Raw genomic sequence first — 17,783 nt, 5'->3', positions numbered from 1 at the left:
ATGTGGCGGAGCGGGCAAGACCGGCGACGGCGGCACCGGCGGCCGCAACGGAGGCTCCGGCGCGTTTCAGCGGCGAGGCGTCGCCGCCTTCCGCGGGGCGGCGCGGTGCGGGCGCGGCCGGCGGTAGCGGGCGACGGGGAGCGGGCTGGGGAGCCGCGGCCGCCTGGGGCATGGACGTTTGGGGCATGGACGCTTGGGGCGTGGACGTCTGGGCAGGCATGGCCGGGGCAAATGTTGCGGCCGGCTGCGGCGCCGGTGCGGCCGGCTGCGGCTCGATCTCGGCCGGGACATAGGGGGCGGGCACCTCGGCACCCATCGCCGGCTGGCGCGGATAGGCCTGGGAGATCGGCACCCCGCGTACGATGTTCTGCTCGACGACCACGTCGCTGGGGCCGCCGACCAGCAGCAGGTGCTCGACATTGTCGCGGCGGATCAGCACGAGGCGCCGGCGCGCATCGAGCGACGCGGCGTCCATCACCGCGATGCGCGGCTGGCGCGAGCGGCTGCCGAGGCTGCGGCTGCCGGCGATGCGGCGCAGCACCCAGACAAATACCGATATCAGCGCCAGGACGATCGCCACCGCGAGAAAGAAACCGATGCCGCGGGCCCAGCCCGGTTCCATCTGGAACGTGTCAACCAGCCAACTTGTCATGCCCTTCGGCCTCTTCCTGTTCGAGGGTGCGCCCGCCGGCCATGCGTGTCACAGCCTGGCGGCCCGGTCTACCCGTCCGTCCAGCGACGGCAATCCCCGCGCCTTAACCCCGATCCGTGGCATCGCGCAACCGGTCATGCCGGACGAACGCGCGCGAATCCTGCCTCACTGCACCCTGTTTAGCCGTTTTGCGCGATTCTCTCAAAGAGGCAAGGTTAACGCATCTCGGCAAAAAATGCCGATATCCGCCGCCAATTTGCAAGCCGCGACCGTGCCTTGCGCGGCGGGCTGGGCAAAACCGGCGGGTTCACCTTGCAGAAACGTTAATCGTTAACTCCTCGTTAACCATCCACCCGGCAGGATCTGCCTAGTCGTTAACCTTCGTCGCAACGGGAAGCGCATCCCATGTCGATCTCGGACCTGCCGCTGTTTCAGGCGCTCAAGTCGAAGATGCAGTGGCACCAGAGCCGGCAGGGTGTGCTGGCGGAAAACGTCGCCAATGCGGACACGCCCGGCTTTCGCGGCAAGGATCTTGCCGCCTTCAGCTTCGAGAAGGCGCTGGCCTCGCGCACCGTCGGCCTGGCGACGACGCGCACCAGCACCGCACATATCGTCGGCTCGATGATGCGCGAGAGCGGCGGGGTCGCGCGGGACGATCCGAGCGGCTTCGAGATCACCCCAGACGGCAACACGGTGGTGCTCGAGGAGCAGATGATGAAGGTGACGGCGAACCAGATGGACTACCAGACGGTTGCCTCGCTCTACCAGAAGGGGCTTGGCCTCATCCGCACCGCCCTGTCGCGCAGCGGCTGACGCGCCCTGAAACCCCACCGATCAGGCCCTGAGGGCCGGGGAGTTTGCCCGTGGATTTCGTCAAGTCGATCTTCATCGCCGCCTCCGGGCTCAAGGCCCAGAACGGCCGCATGCGGATCATCGCCGAGAATATCGCCAATGCGGATTCGACCGGCCGCACGCCGCAGGAGGATCCCTATCGGCGCAAGATTCCGACCTTCAGCACGGAACTCGACCGCAAGCTCAGGGCCGATGTCGTGGCGCTTGGGCCGGTCGAGTTCGACAACACCGACTTCAAGACCCGCTACGAGCCCGGGCATCCTGCGGCCGACGAGAGCGGATATGTGCGCACGCCCAATGTCGACACCTTGATCGAGATGGTCGACATGCGCGAGGCGCAGCGCTCCTACGAGGCCAACCTCAACCTGATCACTGCGACGCGGCGCATGCTGCAGAAGACCATCGAGATCCTGCGCGCCTGATCGGGCCGCGCCCGCATCCCTTTTCGGAGAAGAGTGCCATGTCCACGCCGTCGATCGCCGCAACCGCCTATCGCATGACGTCCGCGCTCGCTGGAGCGAATCAGGATACAAAGCTGAAGACTTCGTCTATGCCGACGCCGGACTTCGCCAACATGGTCAAGTCGGCGGTGGAGCAGGTGGTCGATCAGGGCCGTGCGGCGGACAAGCAGGCACTGGCGCTGACCGAGGGCAAGGCGAATGTCATCGACGTCGTCACCGCGGTCGCCGAGACCGAGGTGGCGCTGGAAACGCTCGTTTCGGTGCGCGACCGGGTGATCTCCGCCTATCAGGAGATCATGCGCATGCCGATCTGAGCATGAGCCCCTCCGCCGGTCGGTGCCGGCGGGGTGCGGGCGAAGCGGAAGGAAGATCATGACCGGGCCGGAGGTCCTCGACATCGCCCGCCAGGGCATCTGGACCTTGATCCTCATCTCCGCGCCGCCGATGGTCATCGGCCTGCTGGTGGGCGTTGTCATCGCGCTGTTCCAGGCGCTGACCCAGATCCAGGAAATGACGCTGGTCTTCGTGCCGAAGATCCTGGCGATCTTCATGACCCTTTTGATCGCGCTACCCTTCATGGGGCAGGTGCTGGAGGCCTATACCGCCCGCCTTGCCGACCTCATCATTTCCGGTTCCGGCAGCGGGTAGCCGGTCATGACCGTCGACGTCTCGCTGCTTCCCCAGGTGGCCTTGCTGTTCATGCTGCTCTTCGCCCGGCTCGGCACCATGCTGATGCTGATGCCGGCGCTGGGGGAGGGATCGATCCCGCCCAATGTCCGCCTGGCGGTGGCCCTGCTGCTGACCCTGGTTTTCTACCCGATCGCCGCCCCACTCTACGCGGTCGATGTGACCGCGCCGCTGGGGCGGGTTGGGGTGCTGTTGGCGGCCGAGTTCGCCGTCGGGTTTTTCATCGGCCTCGGGGCGCGGTTCATCACCTATACGCTGTCCATCGCCGGCATGATCATCGCCAACCAGTCGGGCCTCGCCTTCGCCATGGCGACCGATCCGACCATGGATGGCCAGCAGGGGGCGGTGATCGGCTCGTTCCTCAGCCTGCTCGGGATCACGCTGATCTTCGCCTTCGACCTGCATTATCTTGTGATCGCCGCCATGCATGACAGTTTCCGGCTGTTTCCGCCGGGCAGCGGCATGCCCGTCGGCGACATGGCGGAGCTCGCCACCGTTCTGGTGGCGGAGGTGTTTTCCATCGCGCTACGCCTTGCCGCGCCGTTCATGGTGGTCGGCCTGGTGTTCTATTTCGGCCTCGGCCTGCTCAACAAGCTGATGCCGCAGATGCAGATCTTCTTCATCGCGATGCCGCTCAACATCACCATTGGCGGGCTGATGCTCTTCGCCCTGCTGACGACGATGATGATGTGGTATCTGTCGCATTTCGAGACGGCCGTCGGCCGGTTCATCGCGGGGTAGGGCGATGGCCGAACAGAACGACGACGCCGAGAAAACAGAAGACCCCACGCAAAAGAAGCTGGAGGACGCGCTCAAGAAGGGCGACGTCGCCAAGAGCCAGGAGGTCTCCACCTGGTTCGCCATGCTCGGCACCGGCCTGGTGGTGGCGCTGCTGGCGCCGGGGGCGGCCGACAGTCTGCAGGCGGCGCTGCGCGGCTACCTTGCCCATTCGCACCAGATCCCGGTCGACGGCGGCGGCCTCTCGCTGCTGTGGCGCGACACCGGCCTGAGGATCGGCGCGATCCTGGCGCTGCCGCTGCTGCTGCTGCTCGCGCTGGCGGTGGCCGGCAATGTCATCCAGCACCAGTTGGTCTGGTCGGCGGAGCGGATGAAGCCGAAACTGTCGAAGATCTCCCCGGCAGCCGGCTTCAAGCGGCTGTTTTCCTCCGAAAGCCTCGTCAACTTCGCCAAGGGACTGGTGAAGATCGTCGTGGTCAGCGGCCTGATGGTCGCCGTGCTCTGGCCGCAGCGCAACAAGATCGACACGCTGATCTTTCGCGAGACGACGATGCTGCTGGAGGAGGTGCATCTCCTCATCCTGCAGCTCATCGCGGCGATCCTTGCGGTGATGACCGTGGTCGCCGGCCTCGACTACCTCTGGCAGCGCAAGAAGTGGTTCGACAAGCAGAAGATGACCCAGCGCGAGGTCAAGGAGGAATACAAGCAGACCGAGGGCGATCCGCTGGTCAAGGGCAAGATCCGCCAGTTGCGCATGGAGCGCTCGCGCCGGCGCATGATGGCGGCGGTGCCGGAGGCGACGGTGGTGGTCACCAACCCGACCCACTACGCGGTGGCGCTGAAATACGAGCAGGGCATGCAAGCGCCGATCTGCGTTGCCAAGGGCGTCGACGCGGTGGCGCTGCGGATCCGTGAGGTTGCCCGCGACAACGAGGTGCCGGTGGTGGAGAACCCGCCGCTCGCCCGCGCGCTCTACGCGCTGATCGAGATCGATCAGGAAGTGCCGGAAGAGCAGTATCGCGCGGTGGCAGAAGTGATCGGTTTCGTTTATCGAATGCGGGAACGCCGCGCCTGGCGCAGCTAGGGACTGATTCCGGACCGCGACCGGCGGATGCCGACGAGAGGCTGGCGCGCTGTCGCCACGGGGTATGTGAATGAGCAGAAGTGAGAGGGGTCCGACGTCTCCCGCGTTCGAGCGGCAGGAGCGGTCAGGCAGCGTCCTGCTGCTGATCCTGTTTGCCGTCGGCCTTGTCGGCGCCGCGACCGGCCTGTCGCTGATGGATCGCCAGGAGGCCGAGCCCTGGGTCCTCGGCCTTCTCGGCATGCTCGCCGTCGTCGGCGTCTTCTCGCTCTTTGCCGGCGCCATCGGCCTGCTGAGCTTCTCCTCGCGCGCGCCGGCAAGCCCGGTCCCGGCCGCCTTTCTCGACACGATGGAGGACGGCGTGCTCGTGACCGAGCGCGACGGCCGCATCGTCTATGCCAACGACGCCTATGCCCGGCTGATCGGTGCGCAGGGTCTTGCCGAGATGCGCGGCGTCGAGCGGGTGTTTTCCAGCGACCCGGCCGCCACCGACGCGATCTTCCACCTGACGCGGGCCGCGGAGGCCGAACGCGCGGCCGAGGAGGAGATCCGCCTGCCGCATCCGCTCGGGTCGAACGACGGCGAGCCCTGCTGGTACCGCGTGCGCGTGCGGCCGCTGTCGCTCGCCTCCGGGCGCGGCGCGGCGCGCGCCTGCACCGTATGGCAGCTCTCCGATATCAGCGGCGACCGCACCGAGCAGGAAACCTCGTTTCAGGAATTGCAGCGGGCGATCAACTTTCTCGACCATGCGCCGGCCGGCTTCTTCTCGTGCGATGCCGCCGGCCGGGTGGTCTATCTCAACGCGACGCTGGCCGACTGGCTCGGCTACGATCTCGTCAGCTTCGAGGCCGGCTCGCTCGGGGTCAGCGAGTTCATGCGCGGCGATGGCGCGGAACTGCTGCTCTCCGTCCAGGGCAGGGCGGGCGAAGTCAAGACCGAGACCTTCGATCTCGACCTGACCACGCGCGGCGGCCGTTCGGTGCCGGTGCGCATCCTGCACCGGGTGCCGTTCGGCGCCGGCGGGTTGCCCGGCGAGAGCCGGTCGCTGGTGCTCAACCGCTCGCGCGGTGAGGATGCGGCCGAGGCGCTGCGCTCCTCCGAGGTGCGCTTCGCCCGCTTCTTCAACAACACGCCGATCGCCATTGCCTCGATCGATCACGACGGCGGCATCAGCAAGACCAATGCGCCCTTCGTGCGGCTGTTCGGCACGCCGGACAGCAGCCAGGGCGCGCCGAAGCTCGTCGACCATGTCACCGCGCCCTCGCGTCCGGCGCTAATGGAGGCGCTGGCCGCCGCCGCGGAAGGACGCAGCGAGATCCCGCCGGTCGATGTGCGTCTCGACGAGCGCGAGGACGGCCGCTCCGCCACCGTCTATGTCTCGGCGGTGCGCGACGGCGAGGGCGATGCGGATGCCGCCATCGTCTATGTGCTGGAGACGACGGCGCAGCGCGTGCTGGAGGCGCAATTCGCGCAAGGCCAGAAGATGCAGGCGATCGGCCAGTTGGCCGGCGGCGTGGCGCATGACTTCAACAATGTGCTGACCGCGATCATCGGCTTTTCCGACCTGCTGCTGGCCAGCCACCGGCCGAGCGATCCGTCCTTCCAGGACATCATGAACATCAAGCAGAACGCCAACCGGGCGGCAGGCCTGGTGCGGCAGTTGCTTGCCTTCTCGCGGCGCCAGACGCTGCGGCCGAAGGAGCTGGCGCTCAACGACGTCTTGGCGGACCTGTCGATCCTGCTCGACCGGCTGCTTGGCGAGAAGGTGGAGCTCAGTGTCGTGCATGGGCGCGACCTGTGGCCGGTGATGGCCGATCTCAACCAGTTGGAGCAGGTGATCGTCAACCTGGCGGTCAATGCGCGCGACGCCATGCCGGAGGGCGGCCGCCTGACCATCCGCACGCTCAACGTGCCGGAGGACCAGTCGCGGTCCTATGATGGCACGCGCGGCATGCCGGTCGCCGAATATGTGCTGATCGAGGTCACCGACACGGGCACCGGCATGACGCCCGAGGTGATGGAGAAGATCTTCGAGCCGTTCTTCTCCACCAAGGAGGTGGGCAAGGGCACCGGTCTCGGCCTCTCCACCGTCTACGGCATCGTCAAGCAGACCGGCGGTTTCATCTTCTGCACCAGCGAGATCGGCAGCGGCACGACGTTCCGCATCTTCCTGCCGCGCCATGTGCGCAACGAGGCCGAGCAGGTGGAGGTGAAGCCGGTCGAGGCGCCGCAGCTCACCGACCTGACCGGCTCGGCCACCATCCTGCTGGTCGAGGACGAGGAGGCGGTGCGCGCCTTCGCCGCCCGGGCGTTGACCTCGCGCGGCTATACGGTGCACGAGGCCTCGAGCGGCGCCGAGGCGCTGGAGATCATGGAAGAGACCGACGGCGAGGTGGATCTCGTCGTCTCCGACGTGGTCATGCCGGAGATGGACGGGCCGACGCTGCTGCGCGAGCTGCGCAAGACGCGGCCGGACCTCAAGATCATCTTCGTCTCCGGCTATGCTGAAGACGCCTTCGAGAAGAACCTGCCGGAGAACGAGAAGTTCTCGTTCCTGCCCAAGCCCTTCACGCTGAAGCAACTGGCAACGGTGGTGAAGGACGTGCTGGCGAGCTGAGGGCGCTCGCCAGGCGCACGCCAGTCGGAGCGCCTATTCCCAGGGGGCGCCTATTCCCAGGGGGCGAAGGCCTTCTCCGCCGCAAGGGCGGCGAAGCGGTTGGCGAGCATCTCCATGAAGGCGGCGCGCTCGCCCGGCCAGCGGATCGGCTCGCCGACGAAGATGTCGCAGAAGAACGGCACCAGCAGGAACGATCCCTTCGGCAGCGCCTTGCCGAGCCCGTGGGTGAAGACAGGCACGACGGGGGCGTCCGGGTTCTTTTCGGCGAGATGGGCGATGCCCTTCTTCAGCGCGGTCATCTTTTCCGGTTCGCCGCGGCTGCCCTCGGGAAACAGGATCAGGATCTCGCCCTTGGCCAGGGCGGCGTGGCATTCGGCCAGCGGGTCGGCGCCCGGCGCCTCGTCCTTCCGCTCGCCGGGTTTGCGGACGATCGGGATGATGCGCAGGATGTTGAGCGAGAACCACGCCATCGCCCTGTTGGCGAGGAAGTAGTCGGCGGCCGCGACCGGGCGCAGCAGATGCAGCTTCGACAGCGGCATCAGGCACATCAGCACCAGCGTATCGAGATGGCTGTTGTGATTGGCGACGATCACTGCAGGCCCGCGCTCCGGCAGCCACTCGCGGCGCCGCACGTTCAGCCCCAGCACGAACAGCACGACGGTGCGCACGGCCAGGAAGAACAGGGTCTGCAGCACGCGCGTCATTGTGCCCTCACGTGTGGAAGTAGCGCACGAAGTGGAAGAACAGCGGCGCGGTGAAGGTCAGGCTGTCGATCCGGTCCATGATGCCGCCATGGCCGGGAATCAGCGAGCCGGTGTCCTTGACGCCAAGGTCGCGCTTCACCGCCGAGACGGTGATGTCGCCGATGAAGCCGGCGGCGGCGATCATCAGTCCCGCGGCGGCGGCCTGCTGCCAGCCGAAGGGCGTCACCAGCGGCGCGACCAGCACCGCAACCACCGTCGTCGTCAGCAGCCCGCCGAGGAAGCCTTCCCAGGTCTTCTTGGGGCTGACCACGGGCACGATGGGGCGGCGGCCGAACAGCCGGCCCCAGGTGTATTGGGCGACGTCGTTGAACTGGGTCAGGAACACCAGATAGAGCAGCAGGCCGGCGCCGGCCTGCGGGTCGGTGTTGCCGGTCACCGGCAGCACCAGCAGGAAGGCGGCATGGCTCAGCGAGAAGACGCAGAGCATCAGGCCCCAGTTGAGCGTGCCGACCGCCTTCAGGAAGCCCTCCGTCTGTTGCGACAGCAGCATGGCGAAGGGCAGGAACAGGAACATGTAGACCGGGATGAAGACGGCGAACATGCCGTACCAGCCGTCCGCCACCCAGTAATACTGGACGGGGATCGACAGATAGGCCCAGAACAGCACCCGCCTGTCGGCCCGGCGCGTCGGGATCATCGACAGGTATTCCTTGAAGGCGAGGAAGCTGACCAGCGCGAACAGCACGATGGAGAGCGTGTGGCTCAGCAGGAAGGCGGCGGTGAACAGGGCGATCATGCCCCACCAGCTCGCCGTGCGGCTGACCAGCTCGGAATGGTCGCGCTCCGGCTGCAGGCGCTTCAGCGCGAAGACGACGATGCTGGCGAGGATGAGGATCGCCCAGATGCCGGCGATGGCAAGCTGCAGCGGCGTAACGCCGGAAAGCTGGGTCACGGGCGGCCCTCCCGGACCTCGGCAAGCGCCTTGCGGGCGCGGTTGAAGATGGTGAAAGCGGCCGGCAGCAGCGCGATCGCCAGCACCCAGGTGGCAAAGGCCGGGCCGACGATGCCAAGGCCCAGCAACAGGCCGAGCGTCCCGAACAGCACCGCCCGGTCGCTCTTGCCGAGCGGCCCGTCATAGCGCCGCGAGGCGCCGATCTGCACGCCGACGACGCCCATCATCTCGCTGATCACGGCCAGCAGGCACAGGCCGACCACCGCCACCGGCGAGACGCCGGGCACCAGCGCGAAGGGCAGGTAGAGCGCCAGGTCGGAGGCGACATCGCCGAGCTCGTTGAGCACGGCGCCGAGCGCCGATTGCTGGTGATGCTCGCGGGCCAGCATGCCGTCCATGGCGTTCAGCGCCATGCGGACGAACAGCACCAGCGGCAACAGCGCCAGCGGCAGTCCGGCCGCGGGCCATAGCGCGATGGCGAGGCCGGCGATCGCCGACAGGGCAAGCGCCGCCAGCGTCACCTGGTTGGCGGTGATGCCGGCGCTCGCCAGCCGGTGCACGAGCGGCCGCAACAGGTCCTGGAATCGGGACTTCAGGTCATAGACGGTGGCCATGGTCTCGCCGCTTGCGCTGAGGATCAGAGTTCGGTTCAGCCTGAACGTGAGACAAGCGCTTTTTCTCCCGTCGCGCAACGGGATAACCGGCGAAGCCACTCCCCTCGGCTTTCGCGGGCCGGTATAAGCGGCTGCAAGGATCCAGGTCGGAGACCCGCCCGCATGCCGATTGCCGCCTTTGGCGCCATCCATCTCGACACGATCGCCCATGCGGACCGCCGGATCCTGCGCGAAACCTCGACGCCGGCGTCGCTTGCCATACGGCCCGGCGGCGTCGCCACCAATGTGGCGCGCGCGCTGGCTCGGCTCGACTGCCGCGTGTCGCTGGCCGGCCGGCTGGGGCGCGAGGCGGAGGCCGACGGGCTGCTGGCGCACCTGGCGGGGGAAGGCGTGGACACCGGCGCCATCCGCCGCGCCGACCTGCCGAGCGGGCGCTATCTCGCCCTGCACGATCCCGACGGCACGCTGGCGGCGGCGGTCGTCGATGCCCGCATCACCGAGACGCTGGAGCCCGGCGCATTGCTGCCGCCGACCAAGGCGCAGGAGGCGTCCGGCTGCTGGTTTCTCGACGCCAACCTGCCGCAGCCGCTTCTGGTGGAACTGGCCGAGGCGGCGGCAGGGCGGAGGCTGGCGGCCGACGCGGTGTCGCGGGCCAAGGCTGCGCGGCTTGCCCCGATCCTGCCGCGGGTCGATCTGCTGTTCTGCAACCGGGCGGAGGCCGCGGCCCTGCTCGGGCGCGACAGCGAACACGACGAGGGGCAGCAGGAGCCGGGCGATAGCGGGGCGGAGGTGGCAACCGCGCTGGTTACGGCCGGCGCAGGCGCCGTGGTGATGACCCGGGGCGCCGCGCCCGTGCTGCTGGCAACGCGCGGCGGCATCGACGAGATCTCGCTGACGACCCGCGAGGGCGCAGCCGCTCCGGCGCCGCGGATCGTCGACGTGACCGGCGCGGGCGATGCGCTGATCGCCGGCACTTTGGCCGGTCTCGAACATGGCCTCGCGCTCGCAGACGCGGTCGCGGCCGGCATGCGGGCCGCTGCCCTGACACTGGAAAGTCCCGGCGCGGTGGCCGGGACGCTGAACTGGCCGGCCATCGCGCCGAATGGCTAGCTGTGCTGCGCCCCCTGTCATGCGCCACCCTGTCATGCACGGGGCGAGGGGCCGACGCCTCGACAGCGCCGCCGCGCCGGTCCTATAAGACGGTCCGCATCCGGCTGGACGCGGCAGAACGGAGTGACGTCGACATGCTGGGCAAGGACATCAACGGGCTGGGCCCGGTTCTGCGGTTGGAGGAGGAGGTCGCCGACGCGCTCGCCGAGGGGCGGGCGGTGGTGGCGCTGGAATCGACCATCATCACCCATGGCATGCCGTGGCCGAGGAATGTCGAGACCGCCCGGCTGGTCGAGGCCGATATCCGCGCCGGTGGTGCCGTGCCGGCCACCATCGCCGCTCTCGACGGCAAGCTGCATATCGGCCTGTCCGACGGGGCGCTGGAGCGGCTGGCCAGGGCCGAGGGCGTGATGAAGTGCTCGCGCGCCGACCTTGCCATCGCGCTTGTCACCGGCCGGCCCGGCTCGGCCACGGTCGCCGCGACGATGATGGCGGCCCATGCGGCCGGCATCGCGGTCTTCGCCACCGGCGGCATCGGCGGCGTGCATCGCGGCGCCGAGACCAGCTTCGACATCTCCGCCGATCTCGACGAACTCGCCCGCACCCCGGTCTGCGTGGTGGCGGCCGGCGCCAAGGCGCTGCTCGATCTGCCCAAGACGCTGGAAGTGCTGGAAACGCGCGGCGTGCCGGTGATCGCCCACGGGCAGGACGCCTTCCCGGCCTTCTGGTCGCGCGACAGCGGCCTTGCCGCGCCCTACCGCATGGATACGGCGGAAGAGATCGCGGAGCTGCTGGCGCTGCGCGCCCGCATGGCGGGCCATGGCGGCGTGCTGGTCGCCAATCCGGTGCCGGAGGCCGACGAGATCCCGCCGGCCGAGATCGCATCCGTGATCGACCAGGCGGTGGCCGAGGCCACCGCACGCGGGGTCGGCGGCAAGGCGGTGACGCCCTTCGTGCTGGCGATGATCTATGAGCTGACCAGGGGCCGCAGCCTCGTCACCAACATCGCGCTGGTCCGCAACAATGCCAGGCTCGCGGCGCGGATCGCCGTTGCGCTCGCCGCGCGGGAGCACGCAAGCCGCACCGGGCGTCTCGCCTCTGACGTGTAACTGCCGCATTTTATGTGCTTAACTCGCTGCGACCGGCAGACGGGGGGCAACAAACGACCCATCCGCCGCCGATCGCCGCAGTCCAACGCGAGGCTGCCTCATCGCCCGGCGGGCGGCGACGGGGGCAAGACAGGAAGACAGAGGCCAAGATGGCGGAAACAGCTCAGACCGGACTTTCCCCGATGCAGTATCTCGACAAGGCCGTGGCGGCCCTGCGCGACATGGGCCTGATGCCCGATGGCACCGTCGAGGCGCCGATCAACGCGCTGCTGGAAAAGATCTCGGACCTGTCGCCGGACAGGATCGCGGTGATCACCCGCACGCTCGGCCAGGCGCAGACCTTCAACGAGGTGGTGCGCAACGAGATCCAGGCGATGTCGATCGGCGAGCGCTACGAGGCGATCACCGAGGCCTTCAACTCGATCCGCGACGACGCCAAGAGCATGGTCGACCAGCTTGCCGACGGCAAGATCTCCTTCATGGAGAACCTGTCCAACAAGTGGCGCGACATGACCCGCGGCACGATTTCCGACCGTTTCGGCAAGATCCGCCAGACCTATCTCGACGTCGCCCGCGACACCAAGGATCAGATCGAGCGCGAGCGGCGCATTCTGGAGGCCTATCGCGACTTCCGCGGCGCGCTGAAGCAGGCCGAGATCCTGGCGCTCGAAGTCCTGAACACCGCCACCGCCCGGCTCGAGGACACCAAGGCGGCGCTGGAGGCCGCCAACCGCGAGGTCGAGGCGCATGACGGCGCCGACGCCGCGGCCAAGGCGCGGCTGGAGTTCGCCCGCGACGAGAAGATGCGGGCGATGCAGGACGAGGAGAAGCGCTACCAGATCGCCAAGGATCTCTCCGACAACCTGACCATCGGCTACAACACGTCGGAAGTGATCATGGCGCGGCTGATGCAGACGACCAATGCCAAGGAGCGGGTCTATTCGCAGGCGATCAGCTTCTTCTCGACCAACGATTCCGTGCTCACCGCGCTCAATGCCTCCTTCACCGGCCTGCACGGCCTGCACGAATCGACCGAGGCGCTCAACGCCATGAAGGAAGGCGTGTCGAAGTCGCTGGAAACCCTGGCGGAAATCGGCGACGCGGTGCAGGAGGCGGCGCTCAAGGCCGGCTACGGCCCCACCGTGCAGGCCGCTGCCGTCAAGAAGCTGGTCGACTCGGTCATCAACTTCCAGGTCCATTCGCGCGAGATCATCAACGAGATGCGCGTCATGTCGACGAAGAACTCCGAAGAGATCCGCGACGCGGTGGAGGACGGCAAGCGCCGGCTTGCAAAGCTCGCCGCGCAGGGCAACATGCTCGGCGCCTGAGCCACCCGCAAGGGTACGGTATGATCACGACCGGTCGCGGGCTTCCGGGGCCGGTCCCGCCGCAACGGGCCGCAGGGGAACGCGTGCATGGCCTCCGACACCGCCTCGACCAGGGCGCCGCTCGACGAGTTGATGATGGCGATGGACGTGGTCGACACGCTGCGCCACGACGAACGCATCGCGCTGAAGGAACTGGGCTCGGACGAACGCGATGCCGCGATGATCCAGCGGCTGCGGGAGATCTATACGAGCCAGGGCATCGAGGTCTCCGACCGGATCCTGCGGGAGGGGGTGGAGAACCTCAAGCAGAACCGCTTCGTCTACAGCCCGCCGGCCGTCGGCTTCCAGCGGCTGCTGGCGCTGGTCTATGTGACGCGGCTGCGCTGGGCCAAGGCGATCCTGATCCTGCTGCTGCTGGCGGCGGCGGCGGTTCTCGCCTGGCGCTTCCTCGTCGTCGCCCCGCGCGAACAGGCTGCCGAGGCGCTGCGCATCGAACTGACGCAGACCCTGCCGACGCGGATCGCCGAGACGGTGCGCCGCATTGGCGAGGTCGCCGAGGAAACGGCCGCGCGCGAGCAGGCGGCGACGCTTGCCACCGCCGGCCAGGCGGCGCTTGCGGCCAACGACGCGGGCGCGGCGCGCAAGGCGCTCGCAGACCTTGCCGCGCTGGAGGCGCGCCTGTTGCAGGTCTACGACATCCGCATCGTGTCGCGTCCGGGCACGCCGACCGGCGTCACCCGCATCCCCGAGGCCAACACCTCGGCGCGCAACTACTACCTTGTTGTCGAGGCGGTGGCTCCGGACGGGAGCGTGCTGCCGCAGAACGTCACCTCGGAGGAGGACGGGGCTCGCAAGACCGTCACCATCTGGGGCCAGCGGGTGCCGCAATCCACCTTCGACGCGGTGCGCCGCGACAAGGAGGAGGACGGGATCGTCAGCAACCCGGTGCTTGGCGTCAAGGCGCGCGGCCGCCTGCAGCCGGAGTGGCGGGCGCAGGTCGAGACGGGAGCGATCACGCAATGGTAGCCGAGGCTGAGGGTGCCGAGGCGGCGGCCGGCGGGACACCGGCCGGCATGCGGGATACGGCAGGGGACAGGTTTTCATGGTGAGCGGACGTCAGACCCTCGGCTCCATCGAGCGGGCGCTCGGCGAAGTCCGGCAGGAGGAGGACCTTCTGCGGCGGCGCATCGACGACGCCATGCGCGAGATCAACGATCTGCGCACGGTCGAGCTGGAGGCCTTCCGCGAACTTGCCCGCTTCCGCCTGCGCGAAGGCGGCGACAAGGCGTTCGGCCTGCGCATCGACAAGGACGAGGCGGAAGCCCGGCGGCAGTTGGAGCAGCGCGAATTGGCCTTGTCGGCGCTGCGTGCCCAGCACGACACGCTGGTCCGCGACATTGCCGCCCTCACCGAGCAGCGCCGCCGCCTGACGCGCGAGCGCGATGCGGCGAGCGACCGGCTCGACGGCATCCTTGCCGCGGTGGACGAGAAACTCGCCGCCGATCCGGACTACACCGCGCAGCGCGCCGCGGCGGAGGCTGCCACCCGCACCGCCGAGGCGGCGCGGGCCAAGGCGCGCCAGGCGCAGGAGGATCGCGCCACAAAGAGCAAGGCCTATGAGGCCGACGCGCTGTTCCTCTATCTGTGGAAGCGCGGGTTCGGCACCTCGTCCTACCGTTCGGGCGGCATCATCCGCATGCTCGACCGCTGGGTGGCACGGCTGATCCGCTACGACGACGCGCGTCCCAACTACGCCATGCTGGTGGAGATCCCCGAGCGGCTCGCCGCCTATGCGAGCGACCGCGAGGCGGAGGCGCAGGCGGAGCAGGCGAAGCTCGGCAGCCTGTCGCGCCGGGCGGCGGCCGAGGTCGCCGGCGAGGATCTGGCCGCCACCATCGAGCGGGCGGAGGCCGAGATCGAGGACACCACCGCGGCGCTGGAGAAGCTGGAAGCGGAGCTGGAAGAGCTGGCAAAGCGCGAGCAGCCCTATCTTTCCGGCGAGGATTCCGAATTCCGCACCGCCGAGGAGGCCTTGCTGCGCTCGCTTCGGTCCGAGGAACTGTCGACCCTGTGGCAGGAGGCGCTGGCCACGCCTTCGCCCGAGGACGAGCGGATCGTCCGCCGCCTGCAGGATCTCGATGCCCGCATCGCCCTGCTCAACAGCACGACGGAGGACGACCAGCGCAATCTGCGTGATCTCGGCCGCCGGCGCGACGAACTCGCCAAGGTGACGCGGCAGTTCCGCCAGAAGCGCTACGACACCTGGGATTCCACCTTCGACGACGACAGCCTGACCGGCGTGCTGCTCGGCGAACTGGCCAAGGGCGCGCTGTCGGGGGCGGATTACTGGGCGCGGGCCGAGAAGTCGCGCAAGCGGCGCAAGCGCCATGGCGGCGGCGTCGGCTTTCCCGGCGGCATCGGCCTGCCGGGCTCCATGGGCGGCTCGGGAGGGAAATCGGGAGGCGGCTCGAGCGGGGGCTTCGGTGGCGGCGGCTTCGGCAGCGGCGGCTCTTTCGGCGGCGGTGGCTTCAAGACCGGAGACACGTTCTGACCGGAGACACGTTCTGACCGGAGACACGTTCTGACCGGCGACACGTTCCGACTGGCGGAAGGTTCGCCGGACCTGACGGGCGCCTGTCCCGGTCGTCGCGCTCCTCCCGGCGGATTGTTGTCCGACGAGACGCCGTTTCCGGCACACTTGTAGCCTGCGACCTGGGGCCGGAGCCGGAAGTTGCATTTTTGCCTGCATCGGCGTCGCAGTTGCGGTCGGGCCCATTCGCCGGGGTGCCGGCCCCCGCAGTCTTTGTTAACCTTGCTGGCGCAAGCTTGCGCTTGCGCGAAAGTTCCGCCGGTCCCCCTCCCGGGGCCGGCCGGATGTCCCGCCCGCCGTCCAGCCTGTCTGGGGGCGGGCCGTTCCAGCCTGCTTGGGGAATGCCGTAATGCTGTTCCGCCTGACCCTTGTCCTTCTTGCCGCCACGGCCCTTGCCTCCTGCCAGAGCCAGCGCCGTGTCCCGGTGACCCCGGTGGAGCCGCAACAGGCGGTGCTGACGGTGCCGGCGGGGGCCCAGTCGATCAGCGTCCGGGCCAATCCGGAGACGATCCGCCAGACCATCGTCGCCAATGCGACGGAGCGCGGCACGCCGATCGCCCAGAACCAGCCCAACATGGTGGTGCTGGAGCGTACGGTGACGGAGCCGAACCCGGCGCTCGACAGCGAATTCGGCCCGTCGGACAACGGCCCGCGCAGGTTCCGCATCCGCGTGCGCTTCCAGGGCACGGACTGCGACACGCTGGTGGTGCAGGACGTCGCGGTGATCAACAATGCCGGCACCGCGCTGGAGCAGGTCTTCACTCTCACCCAGCCGCAATACAACCCGCGCGACAGTCTTGTCGGCCTGAAGTCCAAGGCGGAAGCCGGCGGCCGCTGTATCTGACGCTGTATCTGACGCCGTTTCATCTGACCGGGGCGCCGGGGACCCGCCCGGCGACCTGTCGCCAGCGGCGGCTACGCAGGCCTGTCTGCGGCACTGCCTGCGGAGCAGGGCGCCCACCGGCGGCCCGCACCAGGCTCTCGGGCCGACGCGCAGGAGCAACGCCGAAGAGCCGCATGCGGGAGAACTCCCTGTTGTTGGAGCCCCAATGTTCACGCCTACCCGTCATTCAGCCGTTACCGGGCGAAGGCTAAAGGAGCCATTTTCCGAGAGGTAGCGATGCACGAACTCGATCACATCCTTGCGGCGGCCCTGAACCTCGCCGAGTCTGCGGCGGGTCTCTCCGCTCAGGCGTGGCACAGCGACCTGGCGGTGACCTACAAATCCGATGGCTCATCGCTGACAGAAGCCGACCTGTCCATCGAGACGATGTGGCGGGAGCGGATACGGCAGCAGTTTCCGTCTCACGGCATTCTTGGCGAAGAATACGGTTTTGAAACCGGGAGAAGCGCCTTCACATGGGTTCTCGATCCGATTGATGGCACACGCCAGTTTGGAACCGGACTCTTGAACTTCGCGTCGCTGATCAGCGTATGCCGTGACGAATCTCCGGTTCTGGGGATCATAGACATGCCCGTGCCAGGCGCGCGCTATGTCGCCGCAGAGGGGAAAGGCACGGTCTTCAGTGGTCGGCTCGTTCGAAGCAGCGGGAGGCGCGAACTTGATGAGGCTGTCATCAGTCTGGCAAATCCCGACAGTTTCAGAGGCGACAGCGCCTCGGGGTACCGACAGTTGTTGTCGACCGGAAGGTTAAGGGTGTTCGACGGCGGGGCACCCGCCTATGGCGCACTTTCACGTGGCCTCATAGATATCTGCCTTAATGGAGATGATCTGGATGCGTACGACATCTGCGCTTTGTGCCCGGTTGTGCAGGAAGCAGGTGGCGTGATCTCTGACTGGAAGGGGCGGCCCCTGTCGCTGACATCAAGTGGCGCCATTGTCGCATGCGCATCGCCAGAGCTTCACTCAGTGGTTTTGGACCAGCTACTGCTACCGGTGTGAACGGCAAATTCCACAGGCTTCGTCGCTTTCCATGAACTGGATTTTGCCGAACCGCCACATGGCCGAACCCCGGCAAGCCAGCCACCGAACTCGGCCATGCGGCATAATCCGGCTTACGGCATAATGCGTCTTATGCCGATATCGGCATAACGGTGACTCGACCCGGCATCCATAGCGCCTCGACCGGGATCTTGGTCGCAAGAAGTGGGGCGATGAAGGCTACGCAATGGAGGAGTTGATCGCCGAACTCGGCGCCGCCGATGCGCAGCGCGCGGCGGATTCTCTCGGGGGCATGCAAAAAGCGCCAGCGGCGACACGCCGCCTCTCTCCCGCGTCCTCCCGGACGGCGCGCCAGCGCCGAGCCGGGATCGGGGAGCCCCCGCGC

Annotated in this window: 18 protein-coding genes and 1 pseudogene; 15 read left to right on the top strand and 4 right to left on the bottom strand. The window is 68.0% G+C overall.

The window, feature by feature from the left end; all coding sequences use genetic code 11:
• Positions 1–652, bottom strand: a 652-nt coding sequence (locus P2PM1_RS19385; RefSeq protein WP_244301572.1) for a flagellar biosynthetic protein FliO, incomplete at its 3' end; no start/stop codon positions are given.
• Positions 653–1,057: 405 nt separating this feature from the next.
• On the opposite strand from P2PM1_RS19385, the gene flgB reads away from it, so the two are divergent.
• The 7 genes from flgB to cckA all read left to right on the top strand — a co-directional run bounded on the left by flgB (position 1,058) and on the right by cckA (position 7,088).
• Complete coding sequence (gene flgB / locus P2PM1_RS19380) at positions 1,058–1,465, top strand: flagellar basal body rod protein FlgB (protein ID WP_186396201.1); 408 nt, start codon at positions 1,058–1,060, stop codon at positions 1,463–1,465.
• A 50-nt stretch (positions 1,466–1,515) separates the two neighbouring features.
• Positions 1,516–1,926: a flagellar basal body rod protein FlgC gene (gene flgC / locus P2PM1_RS19375; RefSeq protein ID WP_186400179.1), complete on the top strand. Its 411-nt coding sequence runs from the start codon at positions 1,516–1,518 to the stop codon at positions 1,924–1,926.
• Positions 1,927–1,964: 38 nt separating this feature from the next.
• Positions 1,965–2,279 (top strand): flagellar hook-basal body complex protein FliE, encoded by a 315-nt coding sequence (fliE, locus tag P2PM1_RS19370; protein ID WP_186386299.1) that lies wholly within the window; start codon positions 1,965–1,967, stop codon positions 2,277–2,279.
• A 58-nt stretch (positions 2,280–2,337) separates the two neighbouring features.
• Positions 2,338–2,613 (top strand): flagellar biosynthesis protein FliQ, encoded by a 276-nt coding sequence (gene fliQ / locus P2PM1_RS19365; RefSeq protein ID WP_186386300.1) that lies wholly within the window; start codon positions 2,338–2,340, stop codon positions 2,611–2,613.
• Positions 2,614–2,619: 6 nt separating this feature from the next.
• Complete coding sequence (gene fliR / locus P2PM1_RS19360) at positions 2,620–3,393, top strand: flagellar biosynthetic protein FliR (protein WP_186386301.1); 774 nt, start codon at positions 2,620–2,622, stop codon at positions 3,391–3,393.
• 4 nt (positions 3,394–3,397) lie between these two features.
• Entirely contained in the window at positions 3,398–4,474 is a 1,077-nt protein-coding gene (gene flhB / locus P2PM1_RS19355; protein ID WP_186400178.1) for a flagellar biosynthesis protein FlhB, read from the top strand.
• 70 nt (positions 4,475–4,544) lie between these two features.
• Positions 4,545–7,088, top strand: coding sequence for a cell cycle histidine kinase CckA (gene cckA / locus P2PM1_RS19350; RefSeq protein WP_186386303.1), 2,544 nt, complete (start codon positions 4,545–4,547; stop codon positions 7,086–7,088).
• 50 nt (positions 7,089–7,138) lie between these two features.
• Here the strand turns inward: cckA and P2PM1_RS19345 are convergent, their stop codons facing one another.
• From P2PM1_RS19345 to P2PM1_RS19335, 3 genes are read right to left on the bottom strand one after another with little or no spacing between them, the layout of a single operon-like run.
• Positions 7,139–7,792: a lysophospholipid acyltransferase family protein gene (locus P2PM1_RS19345; protein ID WP_186400177.1), complete on the bottom strand. Its 654-nt coding sequence runs from the start codon at positions 7,790–7,792 to the stop codon at positions 7,139–7,141.
• 7 nt (positions 7,793–7,799) lie between these two features.
• Positions 7,800–8,744: a phosphatidate cytidylyltransferase gene (locus P2PM1_RS19340; protein WP_186400176.1), complete on the bottom strand. Its 945-nt coding sequence runs from the start codon at positions 8,742–8,744 to the stop codon at positions 7,800–7,802.
• Positions 8,741–9,358: a CDP-alcohol phosphatidyltransferase family protein gene (locus P2PM1_RS19335; RefSeq protein WP_186400175.1), complete on the bottom strand. Its 618-nt coding sequence runs from the start codon at positions 9,356–9,358 to the stop codon at positions 8,741–8,743. Before P2PM1_RS19335 ends, P2PM1_RS19340 begins: the two co-directional genes overlap by 4 nt.
• Before the next feature lie 162 nt (positions 9,359–9,520).
• Here P2PM1_RS19335 and P2PM1_RS19330 point away from each other — a divergent pair, with 162 nt between their 5' ends.
• From P2PM1_RS19330 to P2PM1_RS25840, 8 genes and pseudogenes are all read left to right on the top strand, one after another.
• Positions 9,521–10,468 (top strand): PfkB family carbohydrate kinase, encoded by a 948-nt coding sequence (locus P2PM1_RS19330; protein ID WP_186400174.1) that lies wholly within the window; start codon positions 9,521–9,523, stop codon positions 10,466–10,468.
• A gap of 134 nt (positions 10,469–10,602) precedes the next feature.
• Positions 10,603–11,577 carry a pseudouridine-5'-phosphate glycosidase gene (locus tag P2PM1_RS19325; protein WP_186400173.1) on the top strand — a complete coding sequence of 325 codons (975 nt, stop codon included), beginning with the start codon at positions 10,603–10,605 and terminating at the stop codon, positions 11,575–11,577.
• A gap of 149 nt (positions 11,578–11,726) precedes the next feature.
• Positions 11,727–12,905, top strand: coding sequence for a cell surface protein (locus tag P2PM1_RS19320; protein ID WP_186386308.1), 1,179 nt, complete (start codon positions 11,727–11,729; stop codon positions 12,903–12,905).
• Positions 12,906–12,992: 87 nt separating this feature from the next.
• Positions 12,993–13,931, top strand: a complete 939-nt coding sequence (locus P2PM1_RS19315; RefSeq protein ID WP_186396207.1) for a DUF6384 family protein — start codon at positions 12,993–12,995, stop codon at positions 13,929–13,931.
• Between the two features lie 76 nt (positions 13,932–14,007).
• Positions 14,008–15,456 carry a hypothetical protein gene (locus P2PM1_RS19310; protein ID WP_186386310.1) on the top strand — a complete coding sequence of 483 codons (1,449 nt, stop codon included), beginning with the start codon at positions 14,008–14,010 and terminating at the stop codon, positions 15,454–15,456.
• Positions 15,457–15,844: 388 nt separating this feature from the next.
• Positions 15,845–16,339 (top strand): hypothetical protein, encoded by a 495-nt coding sequence (locus P2PM1_RS19305; protein ID WP_208984791.1) that lies wholly within the window; start codon positions 15,845–15,847, stop codon positions 16,337–16,339.
• Between the two features lie 276 nt (positions 16,340–16,615).
• Positions 16,616–17,398 (top strand): inositol monophosphatase family protein, encoded by a 783-nt coding sequence (locus tag P2PM1_RS19300; RefSeq protein ID WP_186400172.1) that lies wholly within the window; start codon positions 16,616–16,618, stop codon positions 17,396–17,398.
• Between the two features lie 175 nt (positions 17,399–17,573).
• Positions 17,574–17,657: pseudogene (locus tag P2PM1_RS25840) on the top strand (zincin-like metallopeptidase domain-containing protein); the annotation flags it as partial.
• Positions 17,658–17,783: the final 126 nt, after the last annotated feature.

This window comes from Stappia sp. P2PMeth1 (genome assembly GCF_900185735.1).
GTDB lineage: Bacteria > Pseudomonadota > Alphaproteobacteria > Rhizobiales > Stappiaceae > Stappia.
The sequence above is the reverse complement of the archived record's forward strand: the minus strand, read 5'-3'. Positions and strand labels throughout refer to the sequence as shown.